Source organism: Paraferrimonas sedimenticola, from assembly GCF_002282855.1.
Classification (GTDB): Bacteria; Pseudomonadota; Gammaproteobacteria; order Enterobacterales; family Shewanellaceae; genus Paraferrimonas; species Paraferrimonas sedimenticola.
The window spans coordinates 1-19,630 of sequence record NZ_NRIR01000015.1; the positions used below are offsets into that span (position 1 = coordinate 1).

Annotated in this window: 20 protein-coding genes and 1 rRNA gene; 9 read left to right on the plus strand and 12 right to left on the minus strand. The window is 50.1% G+C overall.

Going from position 1 to position 19,630, the window contains the following annotated elements; genetic code table 11:
- Positions 1-376 precede the first annotated feature (376 nt).
- The 3 genes from tatA to CLC93_RS17365 all read left to right on the plus strand — a co-directional run bounded on the left by tatA (position 377) and on the right by CLC93_RS17365 (position 1,728).
- Complete coding sequence (gene tatA, locus CLC93_RS17355; RefSeq protein WP_095507256.1) at positions 377-574, plus strand: twin-arginine translocase TatA/TatE family subunit; 198 nt, start codon at positions 377-379, stop codon at positions 572-574.
- A 91-nt stretch (positions 575-665) separates the two neighbouring features.
- A complete protein-coding gene (gene tatC, locus CLC93_RS17360; protein ID WP_095507257.1) occupies positions 666-1,451 on the plus strand; it encodes a twin-arginine translocase subunit TatC in 786 nt (261 codons plus the stop codon).
- Between the two features lie 70 nt (positions 1,452-1,521).
- On the plus strand, positions 1,522-1,728 hold the full coding sequence (locus CLC93_RS17365) for a twin-arginine translocase TatA/TatE family subunit (RefSeq protein ID WP_095507258.1): 207 nt from the start codon (positions 1,522-1,524) through the stop codon (positions 1,726-1,728).
- Positions 1,729-1,806: 78 nt separating this feature from the next.
- On the opposite strand, the gene CLC93_RS17370 is transcribed toward CLC93_RS17365, so the two are convergent.
- From CLC93_RS17370 to pheS, 8 genes are all read right to left on the minus strand, one after another.
- On the minus strand, positions 1,807-2,208 hold the full coding sequence (locus CLC93_RS17370; RefSeq protein ID WP_095507259.1) for a hypothetical protein: 402 nt from the start codon (positions 2,206-2,208) through the stop codon (positions 1,807-1,809).
- Between the two features lie 88 nt (positions 2,209-2,296).
- Entirely contained in the window at positions 2,297-3,049 is a 753-nt protein-coding gene (locus CLC93_RS17375; RefSeq protein ID WP_095507260.1) for a class I SAM-dependent methyltransferase, read from the minus strand.
- Positions 3,050-3,127: 78 nt separating this feature from the next.
- On the minus strand, positions 3,128-4,579 hold the full coding sequence (locus CLC93_RS17380) for a trypsin-like serine peptidase (protein ID WP_095507261.1): 1,452 nt from the start codon (positions 4,577-4,579) through the stop codon (positions 3,128-3,130).
- A gap of 97 nt (positions 4,580-4,676) precedes the next feature.
- On the minus strand, positions 4,677-5,063 hold the full coding sequence (gene crcB / locus CLC93_RS17385; protein WP_095507262.1) for a fluoride efflux transporter CrcB: 387 nt from the start codon (positions 5,061-5,063) through the stop codon (positions 4,677-4,679).
- Positions 5,064-5,085: 22 nt separating this feature from the next.
- Positions 5,086-6,021, minus strand: coding sequence for a lauroyl-Kdo(2)-lipid IV(A) myristoyltransferase (gene lpxM / locus CLC93_RS17390; RefSeq protein ID WP_095507263.1), 936 nt, complete (start codon positions 6,019-6,021; stop codon positions 5,086-5,088).
- 178 nt (positions 6,022-6,199) lie between these two features.
- Entirely contained in the window at positions 6,200-6,496 is a 297-nt protein-coding gene (locus CLC93_RS17395) for an integration host factor subunit alpha (RefSeq protein ID WP_095507264.1), read from the minus strand.
- Between the two features lie 3 nt (positions 6,497-6,499).
- On the minus strand, positions 6,500-8,887 hold the full coding sequence (gene pheT / locus CLC93_RS17400; protein ID WP_095507265.1) for a phenylalanine--tRNA ligase subunit beta: 2,388 nt from the start codon (positions 8,885-8,887) through the stop codon (positions 6,500-6,502).
- 15 nt (positions 8,888-8,902) lie between these two features.
- Positions 8,903-9,886, minus strand: coding sequence for a phenylalanine--tRNA ligase subunit alpha (pheS, locus tag CLC93_RS17405; protein ID WP_095507266.1), 984 nt, complete (start codon positions 9,884-9,886; stop codon positions 8,903-8,905).
- Positions 9,887-10,277: 391 nt separating this feature from the next.
- Here pheS and CLC93_RS17410 point away from each other — a divergent pair, with 391 nt between their 5' ends.
- Positions 10,278-10,907, plus strand: coding sequence for a GNAT family N-acetyltransferase (locus CLC93_RS17410; RefSeq protein WP_095507267.1), 630 nt, complete (start codon positions 10,278-10,280; stop codon positions 10,905-10,907).
- Here CLC93_RS17410 and rlmF read toward each other — a convergent pair.
- On the minus strand, positions 10,904-11,821 hold the full coding sequence (rlmF, locus tag CLC93_RS17415) for a 23S rRNA (adenine(1618)-N(6))-methyltransferase RlmF (protein WP_095507268.1): 918 nt from the start codon (positions 11,819-11,821) through the stop codon (positions 10,904-10,906). The genes CLC93_RS17410 and rlmF overlap by 4 nt on opposite strands.
- A gap of 85 nt (positions 11,822-11,906) precedes the next feature.
- Here rlmF and CLC93_RS17420 point away from each other — a divergent pair, with 85 nt between their 5' ends.
- Positions 11,907-13,118, plus strand: a complete 1,212-nt coding sequence (locus tag CLC93_RS17420) for an NnrS family protein (RefSeq protein ID WP_095507269.1) — start codon at positions 11,907-11,909, stop codon at positions 13,116-13,118.
- 9 nt (positions 13,119-13,127) lie between these two features.
- Positions 13,128-14,456, plus strand: a complete 1,329-nt coding sequence (locus tag CLC93_RS17425; protein ID WP_245837188.1) for an ammonia-forming cytochrome c nitrite reductase subunit c552 — start codon at positions 13,128-13,130, stop codon at positions 14,454-14,456.
- Between the two features lie 90 nt (positions 14,457-14,546).
- On the opposite strand, the gene CLC93_RS17430 is transcribed toward CLC93_RS17425, so the two are convergent.
- Positions 14,547-15,266 carry a DUF3581 domain-containing protein gene (locus CLC93_RS17430; RefSeq protein ID WP_095507271.1) on the minus strand — a complete coding sequence of 240 codons (720 nt, stop codon included), beginning with the start codon at positions 15,264-15,266 and terminating at the stop codon, positions 14,547-14,549.
- A 208-nt stretch (positions 15,267-15,474) separates the two neighbouring features.
- Between CLC93_RS17430 and CLC93_RS17435 the strand changes: the two genes are divergently transcribed.
- The 3 genes from CLC93_RS17435 to CLC93_RS17440 all read left to right on the plus strand — a co-directional run bounded on the left by CLC93_RS17435 (position 15,475) and on the right by CLC93_RS17440 (position 18,333).
- Positions 15,475-16,581 carry a M20/M25/M40 family metallo-hydrolase gene (locus tag CLC93_RS17435; protein WP_095507272.1) on the plus strand — a complete coding sequence of 369 codons (1,107 nt, stop codon included), beginning with the start codon at positions 15,475-15,477 and terminating at the stop codon, positions 16,579-16,581.
- Positions 16,582-16,651: 70 nt separating this feature from the next.
- Positions 16,652-16,924 carry a hypothetical protein gene (locus CLC93_RS17655; protein WP_141237422.1) on the plus strand — a complete coding sequence of 91 codons (273 nt, stop codon included), beginning with the start codon at positions 16,652-16,654 and terminating at the stop codon, positions 16,922-16,924.
- Between the two features lie 266 nt (positions 16,925-17,190).
- Positions 17,191-18,333 (plus strand): aminotransferase class V-fold PLP-dependent enzyme, encoded by a 1,143-nt coding sequence (locus CLC93_RS17440; RefSeq protein WP_245837189.1) that lies wholly within the window; start codon positions 17,191-17,193, stop codon positions 18,331-18,333.
- Here CLC93_RS17440 and CLC93_RS17445 read toward each other — a convergent pair.
- Positions 18,317-18,883 carry an RDD family protein gene (locus tag CLC93_RS17445; RefSeq protein ID WP_245837190.1) on the minus strand — a complete coding sequence of 189 codons (567 nt, stop codon included), beginning with the start codon at positions 18,881-18,883 and terminating at the stop codon, positions 18,317-18,319. The genes CLC93_RS17440 and CLC93_RS17445 overlap by 17 nt on opposite strands.
- Positions 18,884-19,266: 383 nt before the next feature.
- A 5S ribosomal RNA gene (gene rrf, locus CLC93_RS17450) occupies positions 19,267-19,382 on the minus strand.
- Between the last annotated feature and the right edge of the window lie 248 nt (positions 19,383-19,630).

Genomic DNA, 19,630 nt, shown 5'->3' on the forward strand with positions numbered 1-19,630 from the left:
GAACCTTACCACGACCAAGTATAGTTCACAAGATGTGAACTCACACAATTTTTAGAGGAAACTGCTCAATGGCAGCTTAGGGCCAAAGTGCGCCAATAGCCAGTGGCTAGGTTCCCATCTGCATGGGAACGACGGGGGTGGGCCAACTGAAGCCTGAATCAATATTCTGCCGACCATAAAGGTAACATTCTAGATCGGCCTCAAAGGCTCCCCCACTTTGATAGCCGACCCTCTCAACTCAGACCTTTCAAAAATACTGGCAGCTACTGATTTAGCGCTTACTTATCTACAACGTATAGTACTCGCCAAGGTTACAAGCCGCAGGGAAAGCCGCTTAGTTTTTTATTCATTTGGTATGAAATAGAGAGGCAATATCATGGCTGGAATTAGTATTTGGCAACTGGTAATTATCGCTGTAATCGTAGCTTTGCTATTTGGCACGAAACGTTTGCGTACCCTTGGCGGTGACGTAGGCTCAGCCATCAACGGCTTCAAATCGGCCATCAAAGAAGATAAAGGAACTCCTCAAGTCGCACAGAAAGCTGACGTCATCTTCGAAGAGGCCAAGTCATAACCCTAGCTCTACTCTACTCACCTTTTTTTATTGCAGGGTTTATCGATCAACGACAAGGAAGTCTTCGACGTCAATATAGAGGACTAAGGCTATGTCTGAGACTCAACCCCTCTCACTAATTAATCACCTAACCGAGCTACGCGATAGATTACTGCGCTCTGTTATTGCCATTTTTGTGGTATTTCTTGGGCTTGCGTATTTTGCCAACGATATTTACGCTTTCATAGCCCAGCCCCTACTATCCGTGTTACCACAAGGCGGGACCATGATAGCGACAGATGTCGCAGCCCCTTTCTTTACCCCATTCAAGCTAACGTTGATGACTGCAGTTTTTGCAACTGTGCCCTATTGGTTGTCGCAAGCGTGGGGATTTGTAGCACCAGGACTTTACAACAACGAACGTCAAAAGTTGGTAGTTCTGGTTTTGGGCTCGGTCACCCTCTTTTACTTGGGTGCAGCGTTTGCCTACTTCGTGGTATTTCCTGTGGTGTTCGCTTTCTTTACTGCTTCAGCTCCTGAAGGCGTCAACGTTGCTACTGACATCTCAAGCTACTTGAGCTTTGTGTTAAAGCTGTTTTTCGCGTTTGGCATAGCCTTCCAAATCCCAATTGCCACCTTTGTAATGTGTTGGACTGGCATCAGTAGCCCAAAAGCTTTGTCCGAGAAACGATCTTTTGTGATTGTTGGTGTGTTTGTCGTGAGCATGTTACTCACACCGCCAGATGTCATTTCCCAAACCCTGCTTGCTTTGCCGATGTGGTTGCTATTTGAAGGCGGATTGTTGATGGCAAAGCTATATACCTCTAGCGACGAAACGACGAGCGAAAGCCACAGCCAAGCGCTACCAACCGATGAAGCTGAGGTTCTTAGCTCTTAGGCCAAGGCGGTTGTGAAAAACAGATTGCAATTATTCGAGACATTTAAAGCATCAAAACAGGAGCATCACTATGTTTGATATCGGTTTTTGGGAAATGGCCATGATAGCTGTTTTAAGCTTTGTGATATTGGGTCCTCAACAAATGACGTTATCGGTTCGAACCATCATGTCTGGCGTCAATAAAGCGAAAGCGATGGCGGCTCAGGTGAGTGGCCAGCTGAACAAAGAGCTAAAAGAGATTGAAGCAAATGTTCAAGACAAGCAAAAAGACAGCTAGTGCTTCCGTAGTTTATCAATGGATGTATTTGTGAAGTCCAAGCATCTACCCTCAGCTTAGCGGGTCTTTTTATCCGAATTATTCGACTCGTCGATACACTTGAGTCACTCGAACGGCTTCTCCGTCAGGCCCAGGGCTAACTTGCAGCACACTCATCAAATCACCGCTATTGGACACCTGACGACGGGCGTAAGCAACACTCTGCTCTGCCAAAAAAACCTCGCTATCCAGCACCTGCTCGTTGATCACCGTGTAACTCACCTTTGCACCGGGTGGTATATCCATATCTCGTGCCTCACCATCGGCAAGGCCACCAAATTGAATCTGATTTTGTTTGCCATCTGGTCCTTGCCAAAGAATGGTAAAAGACACCTCTTCGCCTTCAAGTTGTATGTGGTATTCACCGCTAACCGGGCCTTCCCCCTTCTGATAAAAACTCAGCTCTGGGACCAGTTCCCAGCGTCCGTGGCACTTGTGCATACCGACTGTCCTCAAACTTATTCTAAGCTCTAAGTATAAAAAACCGACGCGATGGCGTCGGTTTTCTCAAAATGAAGTTTGCTTGCGCTTAAGGCTTAACAAACTTAATGGTCCACCGGTCGGTGTTACCCGACACGCTGCGACGACCCACTTCGTAACGAAGCTCATCGTCTAAGCGATAGTGCAAATCAGAGAAGTCCACCAGCACAAAGCCTGCCTCTTGGATTTCTTTAATGGCCAACACTGGGTCAAAGCGGCGACGGTTCTCACTATCCACGTCTTGCATGTGGCGACGAGTGTGGTCGACTACCGCGTATACTCCGCCACTCTTAAGCGCTTTAAATGCCGCTTCGTTCATGGCTTTACGGCCACCTTCATCAAAGTTGTGGTAGTTGCGGAAGGTCAACACCATGTCAGCATTGGAAACGCCCAAATCGTCCATTTCTAGGGTGTAGAACATAGAACCTTCTGGACGGTACACTTTGGCACCGTCTGCGGTGGTTTTAACTTTATCAAAACCCGCTTGGCCATCTACTGCCTTTTGAGCGCGGCTAGTGCCTACAGCCATGTAGTACTGACCTTTGTCTCGTACGGTGGGCGCTAATAGTTTGGTGTACCAACCGCCGCCTGGTAGCAGTTCAACAATGGTCATGTCATCGCGCAGGCCAAAGAATTCCAGAGTTTGAATCGGCTTGCGGTTGCGATCACGCTCGACTTCCTTTTCAGTGCGGATGTCGGCTTTCATTGCGGTTTCTAGTTTGGCTTTGGTGTCGCTGAAATCAGCGGCAAAGGCGCTGCTGGTTAATAGCACCAAAGCGCCCGCGCTAAGCAAGGTCTTCATTTATCGCTTCCTATCGTTAATCGAATTCCTTGCCTAAGTTAGCGTCTGTTTTGCTCGCTGAAAAGCCTTATTTAGCTTTTAAGGACAATCACTTGGCGATACGACTACACCGGCATTCCCATCGCTGGTATCCGTAGTGGCTGTTGCCACCGCCACGTCAAACAAGCACTGAGCCGTGGTACCACTGAGTTTTGGTCCCGCCATACCAGGGCTGCCATCAGAGTATCCCCATGAGTTGACCGACATAACTTCAAGGGCTGACACGTTTGGTTGAATCCAAGGACCGCCTGAAGAACCGCCAGACAATCCACAGTTACCCAGCCACCAGTTCGCCGAATCAAACTCGGTCATATTCTCGGCGCAATACATGAAATTAGGGTCATCACTGTAGGAGTAGCCCATACCGCGGGTATAAGAAACATCCGCCGAGTCTGCACCCGAAGCACCGACTTGTGGCGCATTGAAGTTCAGCTGAAATACGCCTGTGGCCGCTTCAATATCGCTAGTGCCAGGACCCTGATGATTCTCGTCATACACCACGTAGTAGGCATAATCCCAAGGGATGTTATTCGGGAAGGTACGGCTGGTCCAATTCGACTCAACTACACCGAAAGAAGCTACCCAGCAACCTAACGGGTCATTGTCACAATTGCTATCAGTGCCGTTGCCAGAAGTCTGTGCTTGGTTTGGAATAAACAGCACATTGCGAGCAAAGGCTTTGTTAGCATCGTCATACACACAATGCGCTGCAGTCACGATAACGGTGCGACCGGTTAGCAGGTCATCAATCACAGTACCTGAACACACATACCCAGCCCAACGGCGCTTATTCTTACTGGTTGGCATTTCATAGAAGAGACGACCGGCTGCAGTCTGAATCGGACCGCCATCAGGCCAAGGTGAGTTCGTGACCAAATCGCCCTCGCCGCCTCCGGGGTTACCGCCACCTCCGCTGCCGTTTATATCAACGTTTACGCCCCACCAAGGCGAAGTGGCGGAATTGCCACCTTTCTTGGCCGTATCACGAGCAATCGCTCGCCAATTGTAATCACCACTCACGTTAAAATTGAGAGACACAGACCAGGTATCGCCCGAGGTGTTATTGGCGCTAAAAGTGGTGTAACTGCCGCTGCCGGCTGGTGCTTCAAACTCTATGGTTACTGCCTGCACGCCGACGTTGTCGGTCACCTGCACGCTAAAGTTCTGACTGGCACCGCTGAGTGCCGCGCCATTCGATGGCGAGGGGTTAGAAATCACTGGAGGTTGCGAATCATCTGCGGGTTTACCGCGCCTTGGCGATTCAGCCGCTTGACCGTAGGCCAACATTTTGCCGTTAGCACCACGAATATAACCATTGCCTTGCTTATCGAGATACAGATCTCTTGGAATCGCCTGTTGTCGCCGTTCTTTGGTCCAGTGTTTAATGACCCTTTGCTTGTCGACAACCGCCTGCACCAAAGGCGCTTCCGCTTGAACCTGTGTACTGAAAAACACAGCAACACCAAATAACCCGCATATTAGTTTTTGCATTACCCTGCCTTTTATAAGAGTTAGAAGTCCTATAAATACAAGCAGGGGATCGGTGAAACCGCAAAAAAGTCGTTGAATTAAATACGTATGCTGTGCTTTACACTACCAGCTTTGGGAGCCAGAAAAAGCCAATAGCAACCGCCAGCATACAGAGGCTGAGGTTAGCGAACATATTGACTGCAGCCTTCAGGTATTCCTGTTGTTGCAGCAGCAATAAATTGTCCATCGAGAAGGTAGAAAAAGTCGTAAAAGCGCCCAGAAAGCCAATGATCACCACTTGGCGCCAAGCGGCGTGCAGCAAAACCTCTTGCTCTACCAAGGCCACCAAAAAGCCTATTCCAAGTGAGCCCACAACATTCACAGTTAAGGTCGCAATCGGAAAACCACGACCAAACAGGAGCAAGCAAATCTCAGCAATCGCATAACGGCTGCAAGCACCCAAAGCGCCACCCAGTGCAACCCAGCCAAAACTTGCCATGTTCATGCTTGCTCCTCAGCCCTGAGACTCAGTAAATGTATTCCTTGGGATCCGGGCGGGTCTGGAATATTTTCAAGAACCACATGTACTGCTCCGGATGCGTATTAATTACCATCTCAACCATTTGGTTAAGTATCAAGGCTTCATCGTACTTGGTTGGCTTATCGCCAAACTCCACCACATCGTGTACCTCGCAAACGAACTTGCGACGCGACTTATCGTACCCAATGGTAAGTGGCATGACTTTGGCGTTACCCGCGGCGGCTAAACGCGCCACTACAGGCACGGTGGCTTTGTCGGTGGCAAAGAAGGGTGCAAACTCGCTGCGCTCACGACCTAAGTCTTCATCCGGTAGGTAAAAAAAGCTGTTGTCTTGTTTAAGCTCAGACAGCAGCGCGCGAATACCCGCTTCACGGAAGTACACGCGGCCCCCAAAACGGGCGCGCATGCGATTGTTAAACCAAGTAAACAGCTCATTGCGATGGGCCTTGGCCATAGTCACCATGGGCAAGTCACAGTTCAAGCGCAGTCCCGCGTACTCGATCGCCCACACGTGCGGCATGATAAAGATCACCGGCTGGCCTTGAGCGCGAACCGCTTTTAGGCGCTCTTCGCCAATTAAGTCCACTCGGTCGTAAATGTTCTGCTTGCTTTTCATCAGCAGCTCGCCCTGCCCCAACAGGACTGTGGTAAATGTGCGTACATTATCCTCAATCAACTGATTGATACGCTCGTCACTCCACTCAGGAAAACAAGTTTTGATATTAATCTGAGCCACTCGCAGCGGTTTTTTGGCCACTTTCATGACCAGTTTGGCCATTAGACCGGCGATACCGTCGCGCAGGCGAACCGGCATGTAAGCGAAGATGGTCAGAAAAATAATAGCCAACCAGGTAGGCCAAAGTTTGGGGTGTAGGTAACGCCACTTAAACGAGACATCAAACCATTTGGGTTTTCGAGCCACTAAAACTCCCTGCTGCTTGTTGTTATTTGGTTTGCAAAGCTGGCATTAGGATACTCTAAGCCTTGCTGACATACCAATGCAGCCAATCAGCCTGTGAGCTACCTCTGCCGGTATAAAGCCAGCCAGCAAAAAGCCGCCAAGTTGGCGGCTTTAAAAGGACTTGATGCGAGCGATGCGCCTAGGATTTCACCGGTGCATTCTCAACCCGACTTTTCAGCTTTTGGCCGGGGCGAAAAGTCACCACTCGACGGGCAGAAATTGGAATATCTTCACCGGTTTTCGGATTCCGTCCCGGACGCTCGTTCTTTTCGCGTAAGTCAAAGTTTCCAAAGCCGGACAGCTTCACCTGTTGCCCGTTTTCCAAAGCAACTCGGATCTCTTCAAAAAAGGCTTCCACCATCTCTTTTGCCACGCGCTTGTTCAAGCCCAGTGTCTCAAATAGATGTTCAGCCATTTCAGCTTTGGTCAATGCCATAGATTAATCCCTCAAGGACGCGTTGAACTCAGATTGCAGTGATGACACCACCGCTTCTACGACCTGGGTAATGTCTTTATCTTCCAAAGTGCGAGTCACATCTTGCAGAGTCAGCGCGATGGCCAAACTCTTTTTGCCTTCAGCAACACCTTCACCTTGGTATACATCGAACAAGTTTATGCCAACCAACTGATTTCCGCCAACTTTTCTGATCGTATTTAATACTGACTGGGCAGAAATTGTATCGTCTAGCACTACCGCAATGTCGCGACGGTTCGATGGGAACTTGGACACAGGTTGTGCTTCTGGCAATTTAGCTTGTAACAATGCTTCCTGAGCCACTTCGAATACAAACGCCTTTCCGTTAAGGCCAAACGCTTTATTCAGGTTCGGGTGCACCGCACCAATCCAACCAACGGCCTGGCCGTTGCGCAGCAGTTGTGCACTTTGGCCTGGGTGTAGCCCTTTGTGAGTACCGGCCACAAATTCAAAGCTAAGCTCGTCTGCTGATACGTCCAAAATCGCTTCAAGATCACCCTTGATATCAAAGAAGTCCACTGCCTGGCTATCAATGCTCCAGTGCTCGTCATGGCTGTTACCAGCAATAACTGCGGCAATCATAGGCTCTTGGGTCACACCAACATCGATGCTGGCATCAGGGATAAAGCGCAAACCGGTTTCAAACAAACGCACACGGCCTTGCTGACGCTTTTGGTTGTAGGCAACTGCGCCTAACAGACCGGTCCAAAGCGACAAACGCATGGCTGACATGTCCGCTGAAATCGGATTTGGCAGTACAAGCGCTTCTTGCTCTGGGTGCAGCAAAGCTTGCAGCTTAGGGTCAACGAAGCTGTAGGTAATGGCTTCTTGGTAACCACGGTCAATTAGCACATCGCGCACGCGGCTAAGCGGACGTTGCGCTTCTTGATGCACAGGCATCACCAAATCAGCGCTTGGCGCTTGGTTCGGAATGTTGTTGTAGCCGTATACTCGAGCCACTTCTTCAATAAGGTCTTCTTCGATAGCCATATCAAAGCGATAGCTTGGCGCCTTGGCTTGCCAGCTGTCATCACCTGCTTCAACTTCAAAGCCCAAGCCTTTCAGAATGGCTTCTACGTCTTCGCTTGGGATCACGTGGCCCAACAGCTTATCTAGCTTGCTGCGACGCAGCTCGATAGTGGCAGACTGAGGCAAGTGCTCAGCTTGCTCGGCAAGGGTAATAGGACCGGCTTGGCCACCGCAGATTTCCAAGATCAGATTAGTCGCGCGTTCCATGGCTTTGGTTTGCAGCTGCGGATCAACACCACGCTCGAAACGGTGCGACGAGTCGGTGTGCAGACCATAGCTACGGGCTTTGCCCATGATCGCCAACTTGTTAAAGAAAGCGCACTCAAGAATGATGTCTTGAGTTTCAGTGGTCACGCCAGAGAACTCACCACCAAAAATACCGGCCATGGCCAAGGCTTGCTTGTCATCGGCGATAACTAGGGTGTCTTCGCGCAACTCGGCTTCGTTACCATCTAGCAAGGTCAGCTTCTCACCGGCTTTGGCGTAGCGAGCGTCAATAGTGCCTTCTACCTTAGCAGCGTCGAAAGCGTGCATTGGCTGGCCAAGTTCAAGCAATACGTAGTTGGTGATATCAACAATAGGGTCGATCGAGCGAATGCCACCGCGACGCAGCTTTTCTTGCATCCACAATGGGCTTTGCGCCTTAACGTTAACGCCCTTAATGGTGCGGCCTAGATACTTAGGACAGGCTTCAGCGTCAGTCAGTTTAACTTGTGGCTTATCGTCGATAGTCACAGGAGCAGCTTCGATGCTCAGCTCGTTGAACGGCAGACGATTCAGAGTGGCTACTTCACGAGCCAAACCTAGCATGCCAAGGCAGTCGGCGCGGTTGGTGGTCAAGTCCACATCAATCGCTCCGTCGTCTAGCTTCAGGTAATCGCGAATTTCGGTGCCAATTGGCGCATCTGCTGGCAACTCAATAATGCCATCGCTCTCAACGTCGATACCCAATTCGCCAAAGCTACACAGCATACCGTGGCTTGGCTGACCGCGAAGCTTAGCTTTCTTGATTTTGAAGTTACCCGGAAGCACAGCACCAACCACGGCAACCGCAACTTTAAGGCCCAAACGGCAGTTGGATGCACCACAAACGATGTCCAGTAGTTCTTCTCCGCCGACGTTGACTTTGGTTACGCGCAGTTTGTCGGCATCCGGGTGCTGACCGCACTCAACCACTTCACCAACCACTACGCCACTGAAGTCACCGGCAACCGGTGCTACTTCGTCAACTTCCAGACCGGCCATGGTGATTTGCTCGGCCAGCGCCTGCGAGTCAATGCTTGGGTTTACCCACTCACGGAGCCAGGATTCACTAAATTTCATGTTCTATTGCTCCGCTTACTTGAATTGTTTTAGGAAACGTAGGTCGTTTTCAAAGAAGGCACGTAGGTCGTTTACGCCGTAGCGCAGCATGGTCAGACGCTCAACGCCCATACCAAATGCGAAGCCCGAGTACTTCTCAGGATCGATACCTACCGAGCGCAGCACGTTCGGGTGAACCATGCCGCAACCCAAGACTTCAAGCCAACCGTTCTGACCTTTCACATCCACTTCGGCTGAAGGTTCGGTGAACGGGAAGTAAGACGGACGGAAGCGAACTTCTAGGTCTTGCTCGAAGAAGTTGCGCAGGAAGTCGTGCAAAATGCCTTTCAGCTCAGCGAAGTTAACATTCTCGCCAACCATTAAACCTTCCACCTGGTGGAACATCGGAGTGTGGGTTTGGTCGTAGTCGTTGCGGTATACACGGCCTGGGCTGATGATACGCAACGGCGGCTTTTCCACTTCCATGGTGCGAATTTGTACGCCAGAAGTTTGAGTACGCAACACCACTTTCGGATTGAAGTAGAAAGTATCGTGATCAGCACGGGCTGGGTGATGCTCTGGAATATTCAGCGCATCAAAGTTGTGATAATCGTCTTCGACTTCTGGGCCTTCTTTAACTTCAAAGCCAAGCTCGCCAAAGAACTGCTCGATACGCTCGATGGTACGAGTCACAGGGTGAACGCCACCCGCTGGCATCTTGCGACCAGGCAAAGTCACGTCGATGGTTTCAGCGGCCAAGCGTTGGTTCAGCTCAGCTTCTTTCAGCTGGTTCATCTTGGCGTTTAGCTCGCCTTGAACTTGCTGCTTGGCTTGGTTAACCATTTGGCCCATCTTAGGGCGCTCTTCTGGGCTTAGTTTGCCCATGCCTTTCATGATCTCGGTAAGACGGCCTTTCTTGCCCAAAAAGTTTACTCGGATCTCGTCCAAGATTTTCAGGTCGTCGGCACTGTCAATCGCGCTGCTAGCTTCGGCGATAATGTCGTTTAATTGCTGCTGCATTGTTGTTTCCCATACGTCAGGCGAATGGCCCGAGTGTGTATGCCAATTGGGTGACAAAAAAAAGAGCTAAATTTTACTTGTTCAGCGCCCATTTAGCTAGGGCTTTGACGGCGAATTTGTGCGCTATTGCAGCGGTTTACGAGGAATTTTCGGTTATGCCAAAACACATTGGCCAAGTGCGAACACACTTAGCCCTAATATGCTGTCACTCGAAGCCTTCACAAGTCCACAAGAGATGAACTCAGTCGAGCTAGACTAAATTTTGTGGGCGAAAGTGTGTGTCCGAGCCCGCAAACCAACACAAATTTTATTCAACCACGCCCGATTTGTCGTAAAATTGCGCCAATAAGAGATTTGAAACTCTCTGGGCTACAGTGAGAAAGGTGTTTTCATGGCTCAAACTGACACGCTTTATCAAGACGTTGCAGAACAACTTCGAGACTACTGCGTTGCGGATCAAACCCGTCGTAAGCTCGACGTCAACGTGCGCGCCATGCGCCCTGACGATAAGTTTGCCATGAAAGAAATCTACCCTACTCTGTCGCAACGCACTCTGTACATGCGCTTTTTCCGCATCATTGAAACTCCTACCCTTGCCCAGCTAACTCGCTTTGTTGCAATGGATTTTGAGAGTCGTATAGGCACTTGCGTGACTTTGGCTGAGAATCAGCAATTAGTAGGCGCAGGACGTTTACTACGAAGCAGTGCTACTAGTGAGGTGGCTGAGCTGTCTTGCATGGTGGTAGACGATTATCAAAGTAAGGGAATCGGCCGCGTGCTGTTAAACCACCTATTTGCCATGGGTAAACTGGCCGGTGTCAAAACCGTATTAGCACTGGTTCACAACCAAAACCAAGCCATGTTGCGCTTGCTAAAAAGTTGCGGTTATCCGGTGGAAGTCATGTATGACGATGGCGAGTTTGAAGTCACTTTGGATCTGACTCGCGAAGCACCTCGCAGTCAACTGATGGACCGCAACGTATCTATCTCGCCGATGCACCAAGGGGTCGACCCAGTCTAATCCCAGCGGCGCTTAGCCCAGTCTTTTCGTTGGCTCTTGTCGAAATAGCTCCAGGCAATAAAGCGGCTTTGCTTATTGCCCTGTGCCATCTTAATCACCTCAACGTTTTGCACATCGGTGCGCTTTAGCAGGCGCTTTAGCGGTCTTAGATTGTCTTTGTTCGACACCAAAGAGGTAAACCAAAGTACCTGCTGAGATAAGAAGCGACTTTCCAAGATCAGCGAACGGATAAAAGCCGCCTCGCCACCAGGACACCATAGCTCGCTGGCAGTACCGCTGAAGTTCATCACCTTTGCCCCGCGCTGCCCTAGGTTGTGTTGCTTTTGCTGGCTTTGCTCAAGCGCCTGCTGCTCGGATTCGAAAAATGGCGGATTGCACATGCAAAAATCAAAGCTTTGATCTGGGGATACAAGACCTCTAAGTAGGTACTTAGGCTCGCTCTGATGAACAATCTCAATGCGAGACTGGTGCTGCGGATTGCTACTCAACAGCTTTCTTGCATGAAGCACGCTGTCCTTGTCCACATCTGATGCGATGAACCGCCATTGATATACCGAACTCCCAATCAAGGGATAGACAGCGCCAGCTCCCGTGCCGATGTCAAACCCAGCAACTGTTTTGCCTTGTGGTCGTTTGCCACCATTGTCTTTGGCCAGCAAATCTGCCAAGTGATGCAGGTAGTCCGCACGTCCTGGCACGCCAGGCGTCAGGTTTCGACTCGGCACATGCCAGTCTTTTACCCCATAGCCCTGCTCCATTAACGCTTGGTTCAACAAACCCACCGCTTCTGGCTGCGCAAAGTCCAATGTCAACTGGCCACTTGGGCTAGTCTTAAAGTAGTTCGCCAACTTGGGTTGATACTGAGCCAGCGCTTTTAGCGGATAGCGGCCAGTGTGCAGGTTACGTGAATGCATTCGCTCGGTTGCTTGGAAATGATGGGGCGCCTATGATACCCAAAAAACGTGTTAGACGCTTGCGCTAAGTCGCTGAGAGATAACAATGATAAATATTGATGACCCGGCCGAAACTCAATCCACCCCAGCGCTGTGGCGCCTAGCTTTTCGCCCTTTCTTTCTGTTTGCCAGTGTATTAGCTTGTCTTTACATTCCCACTTGGTTGCTGGCTTGGTACCAACCTCAATGGTCGTGGTTTTCTACCGAGTTTTGGGCCCAAGTGGTGCCTTTGTGGTGGCATCCCCACGAGCTGATATTTGGCTTTGCACTGGCGATCGTGGTGGGCTTTTTACTGACCGCAGTACAAACTTGGACCAACCAAAAAAGCCTAAGCGGCTGGTCGCTAGCAATGTTATTCGCTTGTTGGGCGGCTGCTCGGCTCGGGCTACTGATACCTTTGCCCGTATCTCTGATTCCGATAGCAATCCTCGATTGCTTATTTTTGTTGAGCGCCAGCTTTGCTATGGGGCGACGCATCTTTAAAGTGCGTCAATGGCGCAACGCCGTCTTTCCAGTGATGCTGTTTTTAGCCGCTATGGTTAATGCACTAAGCTACTGGGCGCTCGCTCACAAAGACTTCGTGTTGGCCAACCAAATTTGGCAAGCCATGCTGTGGTGGTTAGCTTTGTTGATCACCATTGTCGGTGGTCGAGTCATTCCGTTTTTTAGTGCGATGCGCCTCAAAAAGGATAAGCCACAGCCGCTTGCTTGGCTGGATTATCCCTTAATGGCGCTAATGGCGGTCATCGCGATTCAGGCGCTGGCACAGCCGTTGCCAAACACTTGGCTGCCAACCACATTAGCCTTAGCAGGTAGTTTGCAATTGGTTCGATTCTTGCGCTGGAAGCCCTGGCAAACTGTCGGCGAGCCCATGCTGTGGTCGCTGCACCTAGCCTACGCATTTTTGCCTTTGACTCTGCTGCTAATAGCGGTGTACTGGGACAATCCATTTGTCAGCCGCCAGCTATTGCACTTGTTCGCTATCGGCACCATGGCGAGCTTGTGCCTGTCGATGATTAGTCGAGTCTCATTAGGCCACACCAGTCGCAATGTCTATCAAGGACCCAACATGGCCCTAGCGTTTATCTCATTGGCGCTAGCTGCACTACTGCGAACCTTGATGCCAATTATACTGCCCGACTTCACACTTTGGTGGCACTGGGGCGCTGCGGCATTCTGGTTCCTAGCATTCGCAGTATTTGTTTGGCACTATGCGCCGATTTTAACCAGACCCCGCGTAGATGGACGCCCAGGGTAGGAGATGAAAATGAAGCAATGTCAGATGGTTATAGGCTTATTCGCAGCACTGACAAGTCTTGTTGCTAGCGCCAGCATGGAGCAAAAATACCCTGTACAAACCGAGCAGTGGCAGCAAACCAAAGCGTCTTATGAACGCGAAGACATGCTAGAAAAGCACCCGGCCACTGTCATTCTTTGGGCTGGCAGCGCGTATGCCAAGGAGTTCCACAGCCCTCGAGGTCATCAATTTGCGGTAACTGACGTCAGTCACACCTTACGCACCGGTGTTGCACCAGAAGCTGGTGAAAAAGGCATGTCCGCGAGTTGCTGGACTTGTAAAACCCCACAAGCTTGGCAACTGATGCAAAAGCACGGCGAGCAAGGCTACGCCGGTGCTAACTTCACCGATTTTGGGTCTCAAATTGAGCAAGTGGTGTATTGCAGCGACTGCCACCAAGGCGACAAAGGCGCACTGGCGTTGCCACGACCACACGCCAAGAGGGCGATGGAGAAAGTGCAGCTGCCATTTGCCAAACAAAAGCACAGCATGCAAGCTTCGCAAACCTGTGGTCAATGCCATGTCACCTATTACTTTCAGCCGGAAGCCAGCAATCAGGTCAACATTCCATGGATTTTTGGCAATACGGTGGACGAGATAGAAAAATACTACGACACCCGTCGATTCTACGAGTGGATCCATCCGATTTCACAAACCCCAATGCTAAAAGCCCGCCACCCTGAGTTTGAGCATTGGAGTCGAAGCAAACACGCGGCGCAGGGCGTGGGCTGCGTTGATTGCCACATGGCCGCAAGCACTGATGGTTCACCGGCTAGCCATAAAGTCGGTGGCGCCTGGGAGCTGTTCGACAGCAATTGCACAAGCTGTCACACCAATAAAGAAAAGACCAAGAGTAAATTGGAAGCCAACAAGGCTTGGGTTGAACAAGCCCGAACCAAAGTCGAAGACTTGCTGGTAAAAGCGCACTATGAAGCCAAAGCGGCTTGGGATGCAGGCGCGACTTGGCCGCAGATGAACACGGCTATCATGGCCATTCGCCACAGCCAGTGGCGTTGGGATTTCGCGGTGTCTTCACACGGAGTGGCTGCGCACAACCCGCAAGAAGCCAAGGCTCTGCTCAACAAATCGTTAGAACAAGTGTCGCTGGCACGAGTGGAGTTGGCGAAATTGCTAGCGACATTGAAAGTCGATGAGGTGGAATACCCTGACTATTCCAGCAAGGCCTCAGCGCAAAAGGCGATTGGCTTGGACATGCCAGCGCTAAACCAGCAAAAACAAGATTACATCAAAGCCACTATTGAGAAGCAGTGGCAACCAGTAGCCAACGTAAAACCTTAGCGAAAATTTGGCTTTCCCATTATGAGTTACAAAAAAGCAAAAGCTACAAAAAAGCCGGGATAATCCCGGCTCTTTTCGTTTGACGCTATATTAGACCGCCACACCATCGCGATAACTTTGCTGTCGCTGAGCGTAGATAGTGCACATATTATCAATGGCGTCTGGGCAAATCTCTCTCAATCCACTTAGTACCAATGTCTTGCGGCCAGTACCGACGACCACACCAGCATCTTTAATGGCAAATTCTAGAGTGGCATCACCGCGTTTACCTTGAATCTCGAGCTCAGTGTTAACCAGTTCAAGCTCTGGCGACACCAAATTCAAGTGCTCTAAATCGAAACCCATGCTTTCATAGATAACCAGCGGACGCGCTGGGTTTACCATCACTTGGTGACGTTGCATCAGCGGCAACACCACATCGGTAAAGTTGTGCCCAGAGAAAGCCACATAGTTGCGAATGAAAGCTTCAATCACGGCAGGGTTTTCTAATACTTCGCCTTCGCGCTGCATGCTCAGGTATTGTTTTTCACGAGTATCTTTTAAACCAAACTCGCTACCGATAGTTTGTGGGAATTGAAGCTGTGCATTCGCACCAACCATTCCCTCAAAACGAAAGTTCATGGATTGACTCAAGCCGTAACGTCCCAAAGTCAGGGCAAACAGCAAGTCTCCAGGCACGCAGAAACGCTTGTTGTCTGGATCGTGAATAGGGTTAAAGTCTTGCGCTACGCCTTTAGCAAATTGACTGGCTTGTTCGGCGCTGATTTCTACTCCAGCGTCGGTTTGAGTGTAATAAGGCGATAAAAACATGATGAAGTAGGTTCCGTTCCGTGTCTTGCTATCAGGTAGTTTAGTTTCAGAGCGGCATTATACATGCCGACAGTCAATCAACTCACCCGATGAGCTGTGAGGGTTGGGATTTACCGATCCAGCTCAAAGGTTTTCAAGTTGCAATGGCGGCCAGCGGCTTGCTTTGGTACAAGCAATAACTCTTTATATGACGACAATGCGGTAAACAATGAGCATCAACACCTCTCGCCTACATCAAAGCCTGATTCGCTACCTAAAAATCGACAGCGAATCTACCAATGAACTTGCCATGGCACAAACCCTAGCCGAAGACTTAGGTCACCTAGGCTTTGAAGTCACCAAGCAAGAGGTAGACCCAGCAATTTCCAACGCCTTCAACATCTACGCACGTCTCAAAGGCCAGCTGCCGGGTAACATACTGTTCAGTTGCCACATGGATACCGTATCTCCGGGTAACGGTATCGAGCCAATTATTGAAGACGGCGTGATGCGCTCTAAGGGCGATACCATTTTGGGTGCTGATGATAAGTCTGGCATCGCCGCCATTCTCGAAGCTATCACTTCTGTTCAAGAAACGGAAATGCCTCACCAAAGCATTGAAGTGGCGTTCACGGTGCACGAGGAAGGCGGGCTGCACGGCTCCAAGGCGTTTGACCTAAGCCCTATTCAAAGCCAACAAGCGGTTGTACTGGATTCAGGTGGCCCGATTGGCACCATCATCACTCAAGCGCCTGGTCAGCAAAGCCTGACTGTTACCATCAAGGGTAAACCGGCCCACGCAGGTTTGGCACCAGAACAAGGAATCAACGCTCTGTCGGTTGCGGCACGAGCCATCGATTCGATGAAGCTTGGACGCATCGACGAGGAGACCACCTCAAATATCGGTGTCGTCAATGGCGGGCAAGCTACCAATGTGGTGATGCCAGAGTTAGTGTTAAAAGCCGAAGCGCGCTCTTTGGATAACGCCAAGCTGGAACAGCAAGTAGCTCATATGCAACAAGGCTTCATGGACGCTGCCAATGCCTTTGGTGCTGAGTGTGTGATAGACACAGTACCATCATACGGCGCTTATCAGTTGGCCGATGACCATCCGCTGGTTGAATCCGTCTCAAAAGCCTTCGCAGCGATTGGTATTCAGGCTCAAACAGGCCCTACCGGTGGCGGCAGTGATGCCAATATTTTCAATCAGCGCGGTATTCCTACCGTGAACTTGTCCACTGGCATGAGCAAGGTTCACACCACCGAGGAATTCATTGTGCTTGAGGATCTAAACCGCATTACTGAGTTTGTAAGAGCCTACATCACTCAAGAATAACCCCTGCCTTTTCATGGCGCTGCAAACGATTTGCTTCTATATGTGTAAGCAAAGCCCAGTTTGGAGCGCCGTGATGAATCCACAAAATCCAACCAGACCTTCGCCAAGAGAGCGACTGCTATTAACCGCCCTTACGGTACGTCGACAACAGCATAGATTTGAATGTTTGATGCCGGTGCTTATTGTCCTTGGCACCATAGGTTATTTCATCGACCTGGTCACACCGCCTCAGTACGCCCTATTCGCGTTAATCATGTTAGCGGCCTATATGACCTCCAATCTCGCACTGGCAAAACAAGTGGATAGGTTAATCGCCGCCGTCGCAAAAACGAAAAAAGCCTAATCGGCCTTTATCGCTAGCAGCTCAATAATTCGACAGCCCAATAAAGCAGGACTATCGTTTATCCACGGTCTTGGTCACCTAGGATAAGGATTAGCTCTATGTTGAGACGCAATTTTCTCCGCCGATTAGGTATGTTTGCTGCAGCCGGGATTTTAGGAAGTAAGCTCCCACAAGCTCAAGCTGCTAGTAGCGCAACTTCGTCGTCGAGCATACAGCCGGGCGACTGGAAAGCACTAAGAGAGCTATTCCCGCTCACTAAAGACTATGTGCATTTGGCAACATTTCTGTTGGCCTCCCACCCTAAACCTGTGGCTAATGCGATTGCTCGTCATCGCCATGCGTTAGATGAAAACCCTGCCGACTATTGGCATCACCATTTTGAAACCATAGACCACGATATTGCCGCCGCAGCAGCGAGTTACATGGGCGGAAGCGCTGAGCAGATTGCTCTCAGCGACAGCACAACTATGGGGCTAGCGTTGGTCTATAGCGGATTAAAGCTAAGGCCGGGCGATGAGGTGTTACAAACCGAACACGACCATTACTCCACGGATTTGTCTTTGCAGTTAAGAGCCGATCGCACCGGTGCCAAAGTGCGCCGAATCGCCCTCTACGATGACCCTTTTTCTTTCTCTGAACAGCAAGTGGTTGAAAAGCTGTCGAAATCTATCACGGACGAAACCAAGGTAGTGGCTGTCACCTGGGTACACTCGTCCACTGGGGTAAAGCTACCGATACGTGCACTGGCTGACGTCATCGAGGCTAAAAATGCCAAACGCGACAGCGCCGATAAGATTGTCTTTTGCGTCGACGGCGTCCATGGTTTTGGCATTGAAGATATTGATGTGAGTGCAATGGGGTGTGACTTTTTTATTGCCGGCACTCACAAATGGATTTTTGGACCACGGGGAACCGGCGTGATTTGGGGCTCTGACCGTGGCTGGAAACACTGCAACGCAGTGATCCCAAGCTTTAGCCGGTCATATGATGTGTGGTTAGGAAACTCACAACAATCCGACGTCCCCATTGGCGAGCACATGACACCTGGTGGTTTCCATTCCTTTGAGCACCGTTGGGCCCTGCCAGAAGCCTTTAAACTCCATCAGGCGTTAGGCAAAGCCAATGTTCAACAGCGTATTCACCAGTTAAACAGCCAAACTAAAGAAGGCTTAGCGGCCATGTCTCATGTGAAGCTGTATACCCCAATGGACACCAAAGTCTCTTCGGGTCTAGTGTGTTTTGATGTAAAAGGCATGTCGCCAGAGCAAGTAGTGAAGCACATGCACGGAAAAGGCATCATCATGTCTGCCACACCCTATCGCAATTCGTACGCTCGCTTCGCACCTAGCCTAATCAACAACGAGGCTGAAATCGACAGAGCGCTGGCTGAGATTAAGGCGCTGGCTTAGCGCTACTTTTGCGAACAACGACCGTGCCTGCAATAAAGTCTTGCAGCGCGCGGCGCTTTTTATTGGTGAGCATCACTATGAATTCGCTCGTTACCCAAATACTCACGCCTATATTAGCGTAGTAATACCAACTGTCAGGGTGATCAGTGATGTACAGCGATCGCTCCATCCAACCCATCGAAAAATAGAGCTCGTCGGTCATATGAAGAGTAACTGAGACAATGGAAAGCGAAGCCACAAGGGTCAATGCAAACGTCACTGAATATCTTAAGAATGCTTGTTTGAGCCCGACTTTTGAACCATCAAGCTGAGCAATTCTGATTTTTAGCAGTAGCTTTCCAGGAGTTGCACCGAATCTTTGTACCAAATAAACATGGTACATCAACCCAACCAGAATCCCAGGCACCAACCAGTACAACTGAAATAACCGCGACTGCTCATTCCCCCAGATCGCGAACAAGATAAAGGGCAAAAAAATCACTCGATCCAATAAGAAAGCACCAACTCGCGGGAAAAACCCCGCGTATCTCATTTCACCCATTACCACCACACCATCCAATCGAATCTATCTTCTTCTAACTCCAGTCTGACAAACTAACCAGTTTTCGGTTCAATAGATAGTACTTAAGCCTGAAGAAGTGGGTTCAGAGTGCTCCTGATTACGAATGCCACTCTGAAAGCGAATAGCGAATAGCGTCTCTAGTGTAAGCTCGAAGTGAGCTCACATGGGGGTGAGGAGGATCGACGCGCAGCGTCGCAGCTGACGAACGCGGAGTCATCAAGGATGACGGAGCTGGGAGCCCCTGCGGCGCTCAGTATTGATTCGAAGTAATGAAGTAGAAGCCGCAGGCGGCTGAACGTAGTGTGTAGGTCGCCGTCAGGTTTCATAAACGAAAAAGGCCACCCGATTAGGGTGGCCTTTCAGTGTTTGAAGCCTGGCGGTGACCTACTCTCACATGGGGAAGCCCCACACTACCATCGGCGCTATTGCGTTTCACTGCTGAGTTCGGAATGGGATCAGGTGGGTCCACAATGCTATGGCCGCCAAGCAAAATTTTGTCTGGAACAAAATTTAACGCACTTTAGTGCGGCCCGTTAGGGTCAACTACAGGGATGTAGTTGATAATATTTGCTCCTTTAATCTGGAAAAAGCTGACTCTGCGTCGAATGTGAACGCATTCAAAAATCAAGTTCAAGCAAATCATTGCCCATATCAAACCCATCTGGGTTGTATGGTTAAGCCGCACGGGTCATTAGTACAGGTTAGCTCAACGCCTCACAACGCTTACACACCCTG

What these genes read in the sequence shown, in the direction of transcription:
- tatA (WP_095507256.1), top strand. Translation starts at nt 377, where the DNA reads ATGGCTGGAATTAGTATTTGGCAACTGGTAATTATCGCTGTAATCGTA.
- tatC (WP_095507257.1), top strand. Translation starts at nt 666, where the DNA reads ATGTCTGAGACTCAACCCCTCTCACTAATTAATCACCTAACCGAGCTA.
- CLC93_RS17365 (WP_095507258.1), top strand. Translation starts at nt 1,522, where the DNA reads ATGTTTGATATCGGTTTTTGGGAAATGGCCATGATAGCTGTTTTAAGC.
- CLC93_RS17370 (WP_095507259.1), bottom strand. Translation starts at nt 2,208, where the DNA reads ATGCACAAGTGCCACGGACGCTGGGAACTGGTCCCAGAGCTGAGTTTT.
- CLC93_RS17375 (WP_095507260.1), bottom strand. Translation starts at nt 3,049, where the DNA reads ATGAAGACCTTGCTTAGCGCGGGCGCTTTGGTGCTATTAACCAGCAGC.
- CLC93_RS17380 (WP_095507261.1), bottom strand. Translation starts at nt 4,579, where the DNA reads ATGCAAAAACTAATATGCGGGTTATTTGGTGTTGCTGTGTTTTTCAGT.
- crcB (WP_095507262.1), bottom strand. Translation starts at nt 5,063, where the DNA reads ATGAACATGGCAAGTTTTGGCTGGGTTGCACTGGGTGGCGCTTTGGGT.
- CLC93_RS17395 (WP_095507264.1), bottom strand. Translation starts at nt 6,496, where the DNA reads ATGGCATTGACCAAAGCTGAAATGGCTGAACATCTATTTGAGACACTG.
- pheT (WP_095507265.1), bottom strand. Translation starts at nt 8,887, where the DNA reads ATGAAATTTAGTGAATCCTGGCTCCGTGAGTGGGTAAACCCAAGCATT.
- pheS (WP_095507266.1), bottom strand. Translation starts at nt 9,886, where the DNA reads ATGCAGCAGCAATTAAACGACATTATCGCCGAAGCTAGCAGCGCGATT.
- CLC93_RS17410 (WP_095507267.1), top strand. Translation starts at nt 10,278, where the DNA reads ATGGCTCAAACTGACACGCTTTATCAAGACGTTGCAGAACAACTTCGA.
- rlmF (WP_095507268.1), bottom strand. Translation starts at nt 11,821, where the DNA reads ATGCATTCACGTAACCTGCACACTGGCCGCTATCCGCTAAAAGCGCTG.
- CLC93_RS17420 (WP_095507269.1), top strand. Translation starts at nt 11,907, where the DNA reads ATGATAAATATTGATGACCCGGCCGAAACTCAATCCACCCCAGCGCTG.
- CLC93_RS17425 (WP_245837188.1), top strand. Translation starts at nt 13,128, where the DNA reads ATGAAGCAATGTCAGATGGTTATAGGCTTATTCGCAGCACTGACAAGT.
- CLC93_RS17430 (WP_095507271.1), bottom strand. Translation starts at nt 15,266, where the DNA reads ATGTTTTTATCGCCTTATTACACTCAAACCGACGCTGGAGTAGAAATC.
- CLC93_RS17435 (WP_095507272.1), top strand. Translation starts at nt 15,475, where the DNA reads ATGAGCATCAACACCTCTCGCCTACATCAAAGCCTGATTCGCTACCTA.